This is a genomic window from Helicobacter sp. MIT 03-1614, assembly GCF_000762925.2.
In the GTDB taxonomy this organism is placed as follows: domain Bacteria; phylum Campylobacterota; class Campylobacteria; order Campylobacterales; family Helicobacteraceae; genus Helicobacter_C; species Helicobacter_C hepaticus.
Map to the genome: position 1 here is coordinate 42549 of NZ_JRMS02000005.1, position 13858 is coordinate 56406.

Consider the following 13858-nt stretch of genomic DNA (forward strand, 5'->3'; position numbering starts at 1 on the left):
GATAATATGGAAAATCTCACACTAAGTATTGTAACTCCTTATGGGAGCATCTATAATGGCGAAGTAAAATATGTTGTTATACCCGGTAGTGAGGGAGAGTTTGGTGTTTTTCCAGGACATTGCAATCTTCTTTCGCTTCTTAAAGTTGGTGTTATTGAATTTGAAAACTTGGAAGGTAATAAAGGACTTGTAGCAATAAACTGGGGACACGCTCAAATATCAGATACTGATGTGAATATTATTGCTGATGGTGCAGTTGCTATTGCAGGTAATACCGAATCCGAAATTGTTGCGGCCATCAGTGATGCCAAAACTCTTCTTAAAGAAGCTTCAGATGATAGTGCTTTATTTGGTATGGTAGTTTCTCGTGTTGAAAGTGATTACAAGAACTTCATTAAGTAGAATCTAGCAATGGGAACACTTAAAACTTTCTTTGAAGAAAGCACATTAACAACTATTATTGTGCTTTCTTGGCTCTCTCTGTATTTTCTTATTACATTTTGGATTTATATCTATAAAAGCTTCACCCTTAGTGATTGGCTAGCATCAGAAAAATATCACCTTGATATGCTTTTAGCTAAAAGTATTCATATTCCTAAAAATACTTTTATTAATGCTTTGCTTGAAAAAAGCGATGGGCACATCTCAAAAGAAATATGTCAAGTATGGAAACTTAAAGCAACTCAAAAGGCTACCTCATCTCTCGTATTTTTAAGTATTATTGCTTCTACTGCACCTTTTATAGGGCTTTTTGGAACGGTGGTTGAAATTTTAGAAGCTTTTAGCTATCTTGGTGGTGGCAATGTATCTTTTGATGTGATAGCACCGGTTATATCAAAAGCTCTTGTAGCAACTGCAACAGGTATTCTTGTGGCAATTCCCGCCTATTCATTCCATTTACTTCTTAAACGCAAGTCATACCATATCATTACCTGCATTCAAATGCAAATTGATATTATGCTTTCAAGTAAGTAGGATTCTAATGGAAGAATTTGATTGGGAAGAAAAGCCTGAGCTTAATATCACCCCACTTGTAGATATTATGCTTGTGCTTTTGGCAATCCTTATGGTAAGCACCCCTACAATCACTTATCAAGAAGATATTACTCTCCCTAAAGGCTCTAAGACAAAAAAAATTGCTCGAGATACGATGCTTGAAATACGTGTAAGTGCTCATAGAAAAATCTATATACGCAATAAGGTATATGAGTTTAAAAATTTTGCAGATAGTTTCGTGCTTTTTAGTAAAAACTTTGATAAAAACATACATATCTTTATCCGTGCGGATAAAAATCTTAAATACGAAGATATTATTTATATTCTTAAAGTCGCCAAAGAATCCGGTTTCCTTAAAGTATCTCTTGTTACTAGTAGCTAAAATGAATAATGCTCTCTTATTTATCGCAAGTGGCATCATTTCACTCTGTATTTATTGTTTTATTATTATTGCTTTTGTATTTACTCTTTTTATTTCACCCATACACTATTCTTCTCTTAAAGAATCAGCAATTTCGCTTAATGCTATTAGTATTGAAGCTATTATTGATGATAAGCCCACACCAAGCATAACTAAGAATCCTTCATCAACAAATAATCCTCTTGCAGGCTCAGGAATTAAGGATATGTTTGATAAAATTGATAGCAATGAACTTTCACAAAACACACCCATAGGAGATAATCGCGATAAAGTAGAGCAAAACGCCAAAGAACAAAAAATTAAAGATTTACAATCAACAGCCCAAGAGTTGCAAAATAAACTTAATACTCTAAGCAATTTGACTATTAGCACTAATAGCACCCAAAGTGATGGAGAATATGATGAGTGGTATGCGCAAATTGAAAAAATAATCCACCAAAAATGGCAACAAACATTCTATATTGAAGATAAAATGCAAGCATTAGTTCATATTCGTATTGCAGACAATGGAGTTTTTAGTTATAAAATTGTAAAATATTCTAGCAATGTAGCTTTTGATGATTCTCTCAAAACAATGCTTGAAGAATGCACACAAATGCACTTTCCACCTCACCCAAAGGGAACAAGGGAGATTGCTATAACTTTTAAAAACTAAAGGAGTTGTATGAGATTTATCGGTCTGGTTTTATTATTACTAAGTGTTAAATTATTTGGAATTGACGCAACATTGGAGATCGTCAAAAATACCAACAAGATTCCATATATCGTGGTTGAAAGATTAGATAGTGAAAATGCAGATTTTGGCGCAAAAGTACTTAAAATGCTTGCAGCTGACTTAAAGGTAAGTGGGCATTTTCAAGTATATGATGGTAGCGTTAATAAAAACTCAGAGGTTGCATATAAAGATTATGCAGATAAAAAAATTGATTTGCTTGCACAAATCAAAGTAAGTAAATCCTCAAATAGCCTTACAGGCACGATATCGCTCTATGATATTAATACTTCCAAACGCATATATGTTAAAGATTACACCGAAAATGATGTAAAACGTTTTCCTTTCATCGCTCATCGTATGTGTATTGATGTCAATAGTTATATCCAAGCCCCAAGTATTGAATGGATGCAACGTCTTGTTGTGCTTTCACAATACACAACTTCAGGTAATAGTGAGATTCTTATTGCTGATTATACCTTGACTTATCAAAAAGTTGTCGTTAAGGGTGGGCTTAATATTTTTCCTAAATGGGCAGATTCTAAGCAAGAAAGCATTTATTACACAAAGTATCTTGATGTCCCCACAATCCTTAAACATAATCTTACCACAGGACACATTGAACAACTCGTCGGTAGCGAAGGCATTGCTGTAGTTTCTGATGTAAGTAAAAATGGAGAGAATCTTATCCTTAGCCTCTCTCCTACTGCTCTTTCCGATTTATATCTTTATAACATAAAAAGCAAAAATTTGCGTAGACTCACAAACTATTCAGGTATTGATGTTGATGGAAAATTTGTCAATAATGAAAAAGAGATTATTTTTGTCTCTGATAGACTTGGTTACCCTAATATCTTTATGATGCGTCTTGATGGAGGTGGAACGGAACAAGTCGTGCTCCACGGACGCAATAACAGCGCAGTTACTTCAAATGGCAAATACGCAGTTTATACAAGTCGTGAAACAAACAATGAGTTTGGCGCTAATACTTTTAATCTCTATCTTATTTCACTTGCTCCGGGTTCAAATTATATACGCCGACTTACGGCAAGTGGAAAAAATCAAATGCCCAAATATTCAAATGATGGTGGAACAATTATGTATCTTAAGTATTACAAAGCACAAAGTGCTTTGGGAATAATTCGCATAGATTATAATACAAATTACTTTTTCCCTCTCACCAAAATGAAAATCCAAGCTTTTGATTGGTAAGATATTTACTTTTATAGCGTAAAATCTTGCCATTTTAATTCTTAAAGGAGATGACGATGAAAAAATATATTGCAATGGGTGTTTTAGCTGCGCTAATTTCAGTGGGTTGTTCAGAACCTGATGCAGCTGATTCTGGTTCTGGGAAAGCTGCTGGCGGAGATAACTTTGTAGATTTGGCTGGTGGAGCTGGTGGTTATGTAAAAGTCTTATTTGATTTTGATAAATATGATATCCGTTCTGATATGGAAGATCGTGTTGAAAAAAGTGCAGCTGCGCTTAAGAGCACAGGTGCAAAAGTTGTGCTTGAGGGACATACTGACTCTTATGGTTCAGATGCTTACAACTATGCTCTTGGCACAAAAAGAGCAAATGCAGTTAAAAATGCTCTCACAACACGTGGAGTAAATGCTTCTCAAATCAAAACGGTAAGCTATGGTGAAAGCAAACCCACTTGCACAAGCGATACTCCTGAATGTAATCAAGAAAATAGACGTGTTGAGTTTAAACTCGCAAAGTAATTTAAACAATATGGGGAATAAAGTTGATAAAGCGTTATCTTTTATTCACTTTTATTCCTCTTTTACTCTATACAAATGAACCTTCTGCTTTTGAAAAGCAGAGTGGTGCTACAAAGAATGATATAAAAACTCTTCAAAGCCTTATCACACATCTTCAACAAAAAGTTGATACAATTCAGCAAGCGCAAGAGGGTGTTTCAAGCCTTTATGAATCACAAAGTTCTAAATTGCAACAGCAAATTATCCAAACTACCCAACAAGCAAAAAATATTGAAGAATTAAAAACACAATTTGATTTATACAAAAATCTCAAACAAAAAGTTGATGCAAATACACAAGAGATTAAGGTGCTCAATACGCAAATTCAAGAAATTAACAAAAGCCTTTCTACTCTTAATGAGGCTATTCTTGATGGACTTAGGCAGCTCAATAATGCACCTGAAAATCAAACTGCCAAAAGCACGGCAAGCAAACCTGCTTTTGTTAAAGATAAAAATAAAAAAGCTGATATTTTTGCCCAAGCTCAAGAAATGTTTAAAAAATTAGAATATGTATCTGCTAAAGAGCGTTTTGAATGGCTACTTGAGATAGATTATAAAAAAGCTGATAGTCATTTTTACCTTGGCGAAATTGCTTTTGCAGACAAATCCTATAATACTGCTATCTATCACTATAAGGAAAGTGCTATGGTAAATGATAAAACAAAATATATGCCTACACTTTTGCTTCATACAGCTCAATCTTTCAACGCTATCAAAGATATAAAAAACTATAATAAGTTTTTGGATTCTTTGATAGGCAATTATCCCTCAAGTAAAGAAGCTCAAAGCGCCAAAAAACTTAAAACTCAAAATAAGGAAAAAAAATGATTGCACAAAATAAAATCGTTAGTATTGAATACGAAGTCTTTAATCAAGCCGACAATACGCTACTTGATTCAAACAAAAATGGTGCGCCACTTGAATTTCTTGTCGGTTCAGGACAAGTCATTAGCGGGCTTGAGAATGCCCTTATGGGGGCAAGTATAGGTGACAATGTCAAAGCTACTATTGCACCTGAAGATGCTTATGGAACTTATCAAAGCGACTTTGTGCAGGAAGTAGCACGAGAGCAATTTGAGGGCATTGAGCTTAAAGCAGGTATGACACTTTTTGGACAAGGGGAAGATGGGCAAACTGTGCAAGTGAGTGTCAAAGATTTCAATGATAAATTTGTTATCATTGATTATAATCACCCTCTTGCAGGCAAAACACTTAATTTTGATGTAAAAATCATTGATGTGCGCGAAGCGACAGAAATGGAAATTTTGCAAGGTGGTGTTGGTGGAGGCTGTGGCTGCAGTAGTGGTGGCGGACATAGCGGTGGAGGTTGCTGCGGTGGTGGCGGACATAGCGGTGGTGGCTGTGGCTGCAGCCACTAGGTCTTAAGGCAATAAAATCCTAGAATCTAAATGTAAGTTTAGATTCTCTGCAAGGAGAGCAAACGTCTCTGGTGGGCGTCTTGGGCTTCAAACCCATTGAAGGATTAGGTGTCTAATTCTTGGGGAGTTCGATTCTCTCGCTCTCCTGCCAATTTAATAGGATATATATTAAGGATTCATTATGGAAGCTCAACTTATGGCACTTGCGATTCAAACTTATAAACTCACGCTCATTCTCTCGCTTCCTATGCTTTTGGCTGGGCTTATTGTGGGTTTGCTTATTAGTATTTTTCAGGCTACCACGCAGATTAATGAAATGACACTTACTTTTGTGCCAAAGATTCTCGCAGTTGTTGCTGTAATTATATTTACTATGCCGTGGATGATAAATATGATTACAGATTATACGCGTATGCTTTTTACAATGATTTCTAATATTAATTTTTAGCCTGTGCGAACTCACATTATTAATTTTGCAAAGTATTCAAGTATCAAAATCGGTGCGCCACTTGAAGTTTTTCTTATACAAACTCCACAAGATGCTATTTCTGCCCTCTCACAAAATATGTGCATTATTGGCAAAGCGAACAATCTCCTTGTCTCACCCGCAGCACAAAAACTTGCTATGCTTGATAAGCATTTTGCCTATCTTAAAGATTGTGGTAATTATATTGAAATTGGTGGTGCATATAGTTCTGGGCGGATTTTTAGCTATTTTAAATCACACAATCTTGCTGGTGCAGAGTTCCTGCAAGCCTTACCCGGAAGTTTGGGTGGATTAGTCAAAATGAATGCAGGAATGAAAAGCTATGAAATTAAACAACTTCTTCAAGCAATAAATGTCAATGGAAAGTGGCAAGATAGAGAATCTTTCTCTATGAATTATCGTGATAGTGGTATAGAGGGCGTTATCCTTGCCGCCAGATTCCATAAGCGAGAGGGTTTTAACAATACACTTCAAGCAGATTTTATTGCTCTGCGTAAGAATCACCCTAAAGAGCCAAGCTGCGGGAGCTGCTTTAAAAATCCAAAAGGAGATTTTGCAGGACGCCTTTTAGAATCTGTAGGCTTAAAAGGCTATTGTATTGGAGATGCAGCCTTTAGTGAAAAACACGCAAACTTTCTTATTAATAAAGGCAAGGCTACCTTTGAAGATGCGCTCTCTCTTATCACACTTGCCAAAAAACGTGTATTTGAAGCAAGCGGAATTGATTTAGAGTGCGAAGTGCAGATTCTACAATAAAATAATCAAATGATAATATTCCTTATTTTTTACCCTCATTTGATAAAATTTTTAATACATCAACATTAAAGTGTCCCTTATTCGTTGCCTTAAGATATTCAAATTCAGCAAAATATTGCTTACAGACTATTTGCCCATTAGCATCAATATTAAAATCTTTACCCACATCAAAACCGCTTATCAATTCTTTATATGCTTTTTCACAATCTTGCATATTTCCTCCAGCCCAAGCTAAAGTATTAACTTTTAAATCAAATAATTTTATAGCCATCTTTCGCTCACTGGACAAATCATCATATTTTAAACCTTTAAACGGGTTTGCTTCTAAAAATAATATGCTAAAGAGACAACAAAACATAAACCAACTTTTTTTCATTCTTAATATTCCTTCCCTACTCATTTCCTTTTTGGTATAATTATAGCTTATTTTTTACTTGCATAAAAAGAAAATAAGGCAATTACAAGTTTATTATAAGGATTTTTTGCTAAAATCGTGTGCTTATTTTATAATTGCTTGATTTTTATTATTTGGAGAATAAATGACAACCACTCTTTTTGTTGTGCAAATTGTCTTAGCAGTGTTTATTACTATTATCGTGCTTTTACAAAAAAGCTCAAGTATTGGACTTGGAGCATATAGTGGGAGTAATGAATCTGTATTTGGGGCAAAAGGACCAGCTGGATTTTTAGCAAAATTTACTATGTTTTTGGGACTACTTTTTGTATTAAATACTATTGCTTTAAGCTACACTTATAATACACAAAGCCAAAAAAGTATCCTTGATTCTATTCCAAGCAATACATTAGCCCCCGCAGCGCCAGCTGCACCAAATACGGATACAAAGGAGAGTGAAAACCCTTTTATTCTTAACGAAAATGTTGCTCCCTCTGCCCCACTCTTACAACAAGAGCCTGTTCAAGGACAAAATGAAAAATAAGTTAAAGGAAAATAATGCTTAATGAGATTTTTAAAAATGCTAAGTCCCATATGGATAAGAGCATAGAATCTTTGCGTAGGGATTTTAGCACACTCCGCAGTGGCAAAGTAAGCGTAAATATCTTAGACAATGTTCGCGTAGATTATTATGGCACACCCACACCCCTTAATCAAGTAGGCTCAGTTATTGCACAAGATGCTACAACAATTATCATTACCCCTTGGGAAAAACCGCTAATAAAAGATATTGAAAAATCTATTCAAGAAGCAAATATTGGCGTGAATCCAAATAGTGATAGCGAATGTGTCAAGCTCTTTTTTCCTCCTATGACACAAGAGCAACGCAAAGAAATAGCCAAAAATGCTAGATCTATGGGTGAAAAAGCCAAGGTTGCTATCCGCAATATCCGACAAGATGCAAACAATGCTATCAAAAAGCTAGAAAAAGATAAAAGCATTACTGAAGATGAGAATAAAAAAGCACTTGAAGAAATTCAAAGATATACCGATGAATTTGTCAAAAAATGCGATGAAATGCTCAAACACAAAGAAGAAGAGGTGATGAAAGTATAGCAATGAGTGAAGTTATAGGCATTAAACACAATCAACATATTTATGACCTCTGCACAGCAGATGAACTTGGCATTACTGGGGATTCTATTAGTTTTGATAATTCTCAAGAATCTTTAGCAATTATTCGCCACTCTTGCGCACATCTAATGGCTCAAGCAATTAAAATCCTCTATCCAGAAGCGCAATTTTTTGTTGGACCTGTTGTTGATGAGGGTTTTTATTACGATTTCAAAGTCAATACTAAAATCAGTGAGGAAGATCTCCTTGTAATTGAAGCAAAGATGAAAGAGATTGCAAAAAATGCTTATCCTATCACTAAAATTACACTCTCACGCAAAGAAGCACAGGCACGATTTGCGCACGATGAACTTAAAGTAGCAGTAATGAGTCGTATCCCCGATGAAAAACTAAGTATTTATACACAAGGTGATTTTGAGGATTTATGCAGGGGACCTCATCTCCCTAATACAAAACTTTTAGAACATTTCAAACTTACCAAAATTGCAGGGGCATATCTTGGCGGCGATGAAAATGCGCAAATGCTTATTAGAATTTATGGCATTGCCTTTGCCGATAAACAATCACTCAAAGATTATCTATTCACACTTGAAGAAGCCAAAAAACGCGATCATCGCAAACTTGGGCAAGAAATGGGACTTTTTACCTTTGATGAGGAAATTGGCGCAGGATTACCTATATGGCTACCAAAAGGAGCTAGATTAAGACATAATATTGAGCATTTACTCACTCAAGCACTCAAAGAACGAGGCTATGAACCTGTAAGAGGACCAGAGATTCTCAAAAGTGATGTATGGAAAAAAAGTGGACATTATAGCAATTACAAAGAAAATATGTATTTTACGATTATTGATGAACAAGAGTATGGCATTAAACCTATGAATTGTGTCGGGCATATTAAAGTCTATCAAAGCTCTCCACGAAGTTATAGAGAATTGCCACTGCGTTTTTACGAATATGGCATAGTGCATAGACACGAACGAAGCGGTGTGTTACACGGGCTTTTGCGCGTGAGAGAATTTACTCAAGATGATGCACATATTTTTTGTATGACAAGTCAAATCAAGTCTGAAGTGAATCAGATTCTTGATTTTACAAAAGGCATTATGAATGCTTTTGGATTCCATTATGAAATGGAACTCTCCACACGTCCACAAAAATCTATTGGCAATGATGAAGTATGGGAAAATGCTACAGCAGCACTCAAAAGTGCGCTTGAAGAAAATCACATAAGTTATCAAATTGATGAAGGAGGAGGAGCATTCTATGGTCCTAAGATTGATATTAAAATCACTGATGCACTTAAACGCAAATGGCAATGTGGCACGATACAAATTGATATGAATCTCCCTGAACGCTTTGAGTTAAGCTATACAGATGAACATAATGTCCAAGTGCAACCTGTTATGATTCATCGTGCAATTCTTGGCTCATTTGAACGATTTGTGGCGATATTGACAGAGCATTTTGGGGGTGAGTTTCCGTTATTTATCGCACCTACACAAGTGATTTTAATTCCTATTGGTGAAGCGCAACTTGAATATGCAAGAATCTTGCGTGATAAAATCATTACTCAAAGTGGTGCATATGCCGAACTTATGGATAAGAATGAAAGCTTAAGTAAAAAAATACGACTTGCTGAAAAGCAGCGTGTGCCTTTGATTGTTGTTATCGGGGCAAAAGAAGTGGAAAGCAAAATCCTTGCAATCCGAGATAGGCGGGAGAAATCACAATATGAGCTCCCTGAAGAAGCATTCATTGCTACATTGAAAACAAAAATAGGAGAGGTTAGTTTTTGAGCAAAGAAGAAGTATTACTCAATGAGGAGATAGATTTTAAGGAAGTGCGCTGCGTAAGTGATAATGGTGAGGTATATGGCATTATTTCATCTAAAGAAGCCTTAAATCTTGCCCACAAAGCTGGGCTTGATTTGGTATTGATTTCACCTAATGCCAAACCACCTGTGTGCAAAATAATGGATTATGGTAAATTTCGTTACCAAGCTGAAAAAAAGCAAAAAGAAGCACGCAAAAAGCAAAAACAAATTGAGATTAAAGAGATTAAACTTTCAACTCAAATTGCCCAAAATGATATTAATTACAAAGTAAAGCACGCGATTGAATTTTTAGAATCTGGTAAGCACGTAAAGTTTAAAGTATTTCTCAAACAACGCGAACTCAATATCCCCGATGCGGGAATGGATACACTTGGCAAAGTCGCGGTTATGCTTGAGGATATTGCAATCGCAGAAAAAGAGCCAAAACTAGAGGGAAAACACCTTAATGTGCTCTATGTGCCAAAGAAAAAAGAAAAACACTAAATCTTATGAAAGGAGAGAGATAATGCCAAAGATGAAAACAAATCGTGGTGCAGCAAAGCGTTTTAAGCTTAAAAAAAATGCAATCAAACGTGGTAGTGCATTTAAAAATCATATATTGACAAAAAAATCGCACCAGCGCAAAGCTAATTTAAATGCACCAAAATATGTTCATAGCACAAATGTTGATTCTGTAAAAAGCCTACTTTGTATGGCTTAGAGAATCCACTCCCCATAAAACAAGATTTATGGGTAAGAGAAGCGATAGCTTACACCTCAATTTTAAAGGTAAAGGAGAAATAAATGAGAGTAAAAACAGGCGTTGTCCGAAGACGAAGACATAAAAAGATTCTAAAACTTGCGCGAGGCTTTTATAGCGGACGCCGCAAACATTTTAGAAAGGCAAAAGAACAACTTGAGCGCAGTATGTGCTATGCTTTCCGAGATAGAAAACAAAAGAAGCGTGATTTTAGACGATTATGGATTACACGTATTAATGCTGCGTGTAAAATGAATGGAGTAAGCTATTCACGCTTTATTCACGCTCTTAAACTCTCAAATATTGAGCTTGATAGAAAAACACTTGCAGATATGGCAATGAACGATATAAACGCTTTTAATGCAGTGCTTGCAAGCGTAAAAAATAAACTGAAATAAAAATAAGGCAAGATAAATCTTGCCTTTATATAAACTTTATATTTACTCCACTCCCAATAGAATAAACTAATAAAAATGCTAATAATATAGACTTTTAAGTCCTACCTTGATAGAATCTAGACTTTTAATTTCAAAGTATAACCTTTGTAAGGAGCATTTATGCAGGATATACCACAATTTGCACAAATGCAAAATACCATATTTCCTTTTATGGGCTCATTTGTATTTATTGTGCTTCATATCTATATTTACAAAGCATTGCTCAAATCGCTTTCAACTAAGCTTTTTGTGCGCTTTGTATGGAAAATTTTTACCTGCTTTAATGCTGTAAGTTGTATAGCTTATCTTTTTTTGCGTGATAGCGCTTATGTGCCACAAGGAATTTATTTTCTACTCTCGTTTTGTTTGGGCATTACTTTTTTATTTGCAATGGCTGCTTTTTTCTATCAATGTTGCTCTCTTATAATAATGACATTACACACCAAATCTGCACGTTCTCGCTGGAGACATAGGGCAAAAGTGAGCATTTTTCTCTTTGCCCTCATTATGCTTGTCTTTGGCACTTATAATGGCACAAAAAACCCTGATATTGTGCATATAAGTATTGAATTAGAAGGATTAAGCACACCTATTAAAGCAGCAGTTTTAAGTGATGTGCATATCGGTGGGCTTATAGAGGAAAATAAAGTCAAACAAATTGTCAAAATAACAAATGAGCTTAATGCAGATATGATATTTCTTACAGGAGACATTGTAGATGCACCACTAAAAAATGTGCAAAATGCTCTTAATGAACTCAAAAATCTTAGAGCAAATGATGGCATATTTTATATATTAGGTAATCACGAATATTTCCACGATGTAGAAAATATTCTTAAAGAGCTCAAATCGTTTGGATTTTATATACTTATCAATCAAAATTACACTCTTAAAGACACGCTTAATATCGTGGGAATAGCTGATTTTATGGGCTGGCGCATAGGGCATTTAGAGCCAAATATTGATGAGGCATTAAAAAATATAAATCCTCATCTCCCTACAATTCTCCTTGCACATCAACCTAAAGTCATTAATTATCTCAAAGCACCTTATGATAAAGTTGATTTAGTAGTAAGCGGACATACACACGGCGGACAAATTTTTCCATTCTCGCTTGCTATGCTCTTGCAACAACCTTTTATCTCTGGATTACATACATTAGAGAATCTTCATCAAACAAAAGTATATGTCTCACAAGGCACAGGATTTTGGGGACCACCTATGCGCATTGGGAGTAACCACGAAATTACGCTCCTTGAGCTTGTACCTCCTCACTAAGATTCTTATCCTCATCATTCATTTCATTGCTTTCATCGGCTATATTTTGTTGGGGGACTTTTTGCTCCTCTTTGCCCTCTTGTGCATCTTGCATCTCTTGTGATAAATCCTGTATAGACTCATGTGTTGTATGTTCTTGCTCAGATTGTTTTTCTTGTTCTTCCACTTCTTGTTTTGGAGTTTGAATCAAAATTTCAGGCTGTGGAATTTGTGGCTTTAAAATATCTATATCTTGGTTATGGCTTTTTTGCATTTTTTGTGCGAATTTATTTGAAAGATAACAATCCACATAGATTCTATATAAAAATGGTTCTTTTGCTTCAAAATTTGGCACAATTACTGCAAAATCATTGCTCTCTCCTACTCCAATATCAATACTAATGGTTGTGCCTGATGATCTCTTTGGTATAATCGTATTAAGCACTTGCAGGACTTTATTATTCTTTTCATCACGCACTTCATTCACAGCAATATAACATTCATTAATGGCAATTTTTCCCTTATGTGTGATATGCCCTGCCACAAAAAAACCTTTGGTATATTGCATAGCGTGTGCACTTGTAACATTTACATCTATAGGGTATAACACACGTTGCATTACAAATTGCAATACAATAGGAGTAGAAAAAATCACCAATATAGAAAGAAAAAAGAAGAAGCTTGCAATAAATCTCCTACCTCGTAGCAACAATCCAAGTGTAAAAAGCATAATAAAAACAAAAAAAATCCCAAGCAACACTGCAATCTCATATATAGAGAAATAAGACACCATTTGTAAGAGAAATGTTTTGAGATTTTCTGTCATTTGGATTCCTATTTATTAATGCTTACGCAAGGCTTTTTCCTCTATGCCACTTTGTCCCATACGCCTACGAAGCTCTTGCAAAACACGCTCTGGAGTGATATGCTCTAAAGCCAAACCCACAAGTATATGATAAAATAAATCTGCACATTCATAAATAATTGCTTTCTCATCTTTATCCTTAAGAGCAAAACATAACTCCCCTGCTTCTTCAATGATTTTCTTGCCTATACCATTTACACCTTTAGCAAGAAGTGAAGCGGTATAAGAATGCTCTATATTCTCACATCTTCTTTGCTCTATAATATGATAAAGATCATCAAGTATATGATACACACCTATAGGATACTTTTGTGGCATAGAAACAGGAGGATTTTGGCAATTTTTATCAAGTGAAAATATACGGAAAAAGCAACTTTTCTCTCCAGTATGGCAAGCTACACCTACTTGCTCCACAATAAAAATCAAACTATCATTATCACAATCAAGTTTTACCTCTTTAATATGTTGTATGTGCCCACTTTGCTCACCTTTTTGCCAGATTCTCTGCTTAGAACGCGAAAAGTAGTGTGCGAGATGCGTTTGTAAGCTCAATTCAAGGGATTGCTTTGATGAATAAGCAAGCATAAGAATCTGTTGAGATTGCTTTTCTTGCACAATAGTTGGAATAAGCTCATAACGTTCCCAATCAATTTGCCTAAATACATCTTGCATA

Annotated in this window: 20 protein-coding genes and 1 tRNA gene; 18 read left to right on the forward strand and 3 right to left on the reverse strand. The window is 35.3% G+C overall.

Annotated elements, in window-relative coordinates:
* Positions 1-6 precede the first annotated feature (6 nt).
* From atpC to LS66_RS04530, 11 genes are all read left to right on the forward strand, one after another.
* On the forward strand, positions 7-402 hold the full coding sequence (gene atpC / locus LS66_RS04485; protein ID WP_011115272.1) for an ATP synthase F1 subunit epsilon: 396 nt from the start codon (positions 7-9) through the stop codon (positions 400-402).
* A 9-nt stretch (positions 403-411) separates the two neighbouring features.
* Positions 412-975, forward strand: coding sequence for a MotA/TolQ/ExbB proton channel family protein (locus tag LS66_RS04490; RefSeq protein ID WP_034365536.1), 564 nt, complete (start codon positions 412-414; stop codon positions 973-975).
* Between the two features lie 7 nt (positions 976-982).
* On the forward strand, positions 983-1378 hold the full coding sequence (locus tag LS66_RS04495; protein WP_011115274.1) for a biopolymer transporter ExbD: 396 nt from the start codon (positions 983-985) through the stop codon (positions 1376-1378).
* A gap of 1 nt (position 1379) precedes the next feature.
* Entirely contained in the window at positions 1380-2072 is a 693-nt protein-coding gene (locus LS66_RS04500; RefSeq protein ID WP_034365539.1) for an energy transducer TonB, read from the forward strand.
* A gap of 9 nt (positions 2073-2081) precedes the next feature.
* The gene (gene tolB, locus LS66_RS04505) at positions 2082-3341 is read left to right on the forward strand and encodes a Tol-Pal system protein TolB (protein WP_034365542.1); all 1260 of its coding nucleotides are present in this window, start codon (positions 2082-2084) and stop codon (positions 3339-3341) included.
* A gap of 56 nt (positions 3342-3397) precedes the next feature.
* Positions 3398-3859, forward strand: a complete 462-nt coding sequence (locus LS66_RS04510; RefSeq protein ID WP_011115277.1) for an OmpA family protein — start codon at positions 3398-3400, stop codon at positions 3857-3859.
* A 23-nt stretch (positions 3860-3882) separates the two neighbouring features.
* On the forward strand, positions 3883-4728 hold the full coding sequence (locus LS66_RS04515) for a hypothetical protein (protein ID WP_201273656.1): 846 nt from the start codon (positions 3883-3885) through the stop codon (positions 4726-4728).
* Positions 4725-5279, forward strand: a complete 555-nt coding sequence (locus tag LS66_RS04520) for a peptidylprolyl isomerase (RefSeq protein WP_011115279.1) — start codon at positions 4725-4727, stop codon at positions 5277-5279. Before LS66_RS04515 ends, LS66_RS04520 begins: the two co-directional genes overlap by 4 nt.
* Positions 5280-5331: 52 nt before the next feature.
* A tRNA-Sec gene (locus LS66_RS10035) sits at positions 5332-5430 on the forward strand.
* Between the two features lie 30 nt (positions 5431-5460).
* Positions 5461-5727 carry a flagellar biosynthesis protein FliQ gene (gene fliQ / locus LS66_RS04525; RefSeq protein WP_011115280.1) on the forward strand — a complete coding sequence of 89 codons (267 nt, stop codon included), beginning with the start codon at positions 5461-5463 and terminating at the stop codon, positions 5725-5727.
* A gap of 3 nt (positions 5728-5730) precedes the next feature.
* The gene (locus tag LS66_RS04530; RefSeq protein WP_034365546.1) at positions 5731-6522 is read left to right on the forward strand and encodes a UDP-N-acetylmuramate dehydrogenase; all 792 of its coding nucleotides are present in this window, start codon (positions 5731-5733) and stop codon (positions 6520-6522) included.
* Positions 6523-6544: 22 nt separating this feature from the next.
* Here LS66_RS04530 and LS66_RS04535 read toward each other — a convergent pair whose 3' ends face one another.
* Positions 6545-6898, reverse strand: coding sequence for a hypothetical protein (locus tag LS66_RS04535; RefSeq protein WP_034365550.1), 354 nt, complete (start codon positions 6896-6898; stop codon positions 6545-6547).
* Positions 6899-7061: 163 nt separating this feature from the next.
* Here LS66_RS04535 and secG point away from each other — a divergent pair, with 163 nt between their 5' ends.
* The 7 genes from secG to LS66_RS04570 all read left to right on the forward strand — a co-directional run bounded on the left by secG (position 7062) and on the right by LS66_RS04570 (position 12341).
* Positions 7062-7460, forward strand: a complete 399-nt coding sequence (gene secG, locus LS66_RS04540) for a preprotein translocase subunit SecG (protein WP_011115282.1) — start codon at positions 7062-7064, stop codon at positions 7458-7460.
* A 14-nt stretch (positions 7461-7474) separates the two neighbouring features.
* Positions 7475-8032, forward strand: a complete 558-nt coding sequence (frr, locus tag LS66_RS04545) for a ribosome recycling factor (protein WP_011115283.1) — start codon at positions 7475-7477, stop codon at positions 8030-8032.
* Positions 8033-8034: 2 nt separating this feature from the next.
* Positions 8035-9849: a threonine--tRNA ligase gene (gene thrS / locus LS66_RS04550; protein ID WP_011115284.1), complete on the forward strand. Its 1815-nt coding sequence runs from the start codon at positions 8035-8037 to the stop codon at positions 9847-9849.
* Complete coding sequence (infC, locus tag LS66_RS04555; protein WP_011115285.1) at positions 9846-10370, forward strand: translation initiation factor IF-3; 525 nt, start codon at positions 9846-9848, stop codon at positions 10368-10370. Before thrS ends, infC begins: the two co-directional genes overlap by 4 nt.
* Before the next feature lie 22 nt (positions 10371-10392).
* Complete coding sequence (rpmI, locus tag LS66_RS04560; protein WP_011115286.1) at positions 10393-10587, forward strand: 50S ribosomal protein L35; 195 nt, start codon at positions 10393-10395, stop codon at positions 10585-10587.
* An 83-nt stretch (positions 10588-10670) separates the two neighbouring features.
* Positions 10671-11024, forward strand: a complete 354-nt coding sequence (gene rplT, locus LS66_RS04565; protein WP_034365555.1) for a 50S ribosomal protein L20 — start codon at positions 10671-10673, stop codon at positions 11022-11024.
* Between the two features lie 159 nt (positions 11025-11183).
* Positions 11184-12341: a metallophosphoesterase gene (locus tag LS66_RS04570; protein WP_034365558.1), complete on the forward strand. Its 1158-nt coding sequence runs from the start codon at positions 11184-11186 to the stop codon at positions 12339-12341.
* Here LS66_RS04570 and LS66_RS04575 read toward each other — a convergent pair.
* Positions 12310-13146: a DUF2393 domain-containing protein gene (locus tag LS66_RS04575; RefSeq protein WP_236096975.1), complete on the reverse strand. Its 837-nt coding sequence runs from the start codon at positions 13144-13146 to the stop codon at positions 12310-12312. The genes LS66_RS04570 and LS66_RS04575 overlap by 32 nt on opposite strands.
* A 15-nt stretch (positions 13147-13161) precedes the next feature.
* Entirely contained in the window at positions 13162-13857 is a 696-nt protein-coding gene (gene hisIE, locus LS66_RS04580; RefSeq protein ID WP_034365560.1) for a bifunctional phosphoribosyl-AMP cyclohydrolase/phosphoribosyl-ATP diphosphatase HisIE, read from the reverse strand.
* Position 13858: the final 1 nt, after the last annotated feature.

Excerpts from the sequence above, each read along its gene's own strand:
- atpC (WP_011115272.1), top strand. The coding sequence starts at position 7 with ATGGAAAATCTCACACTAAGTATTGTAACTCCTTATGGGAGCATCTAT.
- LS66_RS04490 (WP_034365536.1), top strand. The coding sequence starts at position 412 with ATGGGAACACTTAAAACTTTCTTTGAAGAAAGCACATTAACAACTATT.
- LS66_RS04495 (WP_011115274.1), top strand. The coding sequence starts at position 983 with ATGGAAGAATTTGATTGGGAAGAAAAGCCTGAGCTTAATATCACCCCA.
- LS66_RS04500 (WP_034365539.1), top strand. The coding sequence starts at position 1,380 with ATGAATAATGCTCTCTTATTTATCGCAAGTGGCATCATTTCACTCTGT.
- tolB (WP_034365542.1), top strand. The coding sequence starts at position 2,082 with ATGAGATTTATCGGTCTGGTTTTATTATTACTAAGTGTTAAATTATTT.
- LS66_RS04510 (WP_011115277.1), top strand. The coding sequence starts at position 3,398 with ATGAAAAAATATATTGCAATGGGTGTTTTAGCTGCGCTAATTTCAGTG.
- LS66_RS04520 (WP_011115279.1), top strand. The coding sequence starts at position 4,725 with ATGATTGCACAAAATAAAATCGTTAGTATTGAATACGAAGTCTTTAAT.
- fliQ (WP_011115280.1), top strand. The coding sequence starts at position 5,461 with ATGGAAGCTCAACTTATGGCACTTGCGATTCAAACTTATAAACTCACG.
- LS66_RS04535 (WP_034365550.1), bottom strand. The coding sequence starts at position 6,898 with ATGAAAAAAAGTTGGTTTATGTTTTGTTGTCTCTTTAGCATATTATTT.
- secG (WP_011115282.1), top strand. The coding sequence starts at position 7,062 with ATGACAACCACTCTTTTTGTTGTGCAAATTGTCTTAGCAGTGTTTATT.
- frr (WP_011115283.1), top strand. The coding sequence starts at position 7,475 with ATGCTTAATGAGATTTTTAAAAATGCTAAGTCCCATATGGATAAGAGC.
- thrS (WP_011115284.1), top strand. The coding sequence starts at position 8,035 with ATGAGTGAAGTTATAGGCATTAAACACAATCAACATATTTATGACCTC.
- rpmI (WP_011115286.1), top strand. The coding sequence starts at position 10,393 with ATGCCAAAGATGAAAACAAATCGTGGTGCAGCAAAGCGTTTTAAGCTT.
- rplT (WP_034365555.1), top strand. The coding sequence starts at position 10,671 with ATGAGAGTAAAAACAGGCGTTGTCCGAAGACGAAGACATAAAAAGATT.
- LS66_RS04570 (WP_034365558.1), top strand. The coding sequence starts at position 11,184 with ATGCAGGATATACCACAATTTGCACAAATGCAAAATACCATATTTCCT.
- LS66_RS04575 (WP_236096975.1), bottom strand. The coding sequence starts at position 13,146 with ATGACAGAAAATCTCAAAACATTTCTCTTACAAATGGTGTCTTATTTC.
- hisIE (WP_034365560.1), bottom strand. The coding sequence starts at position 13,857 with ATGCAAGATGTATTTAGGCAAATTGATTGGGAACGTTATGAGCTTATT.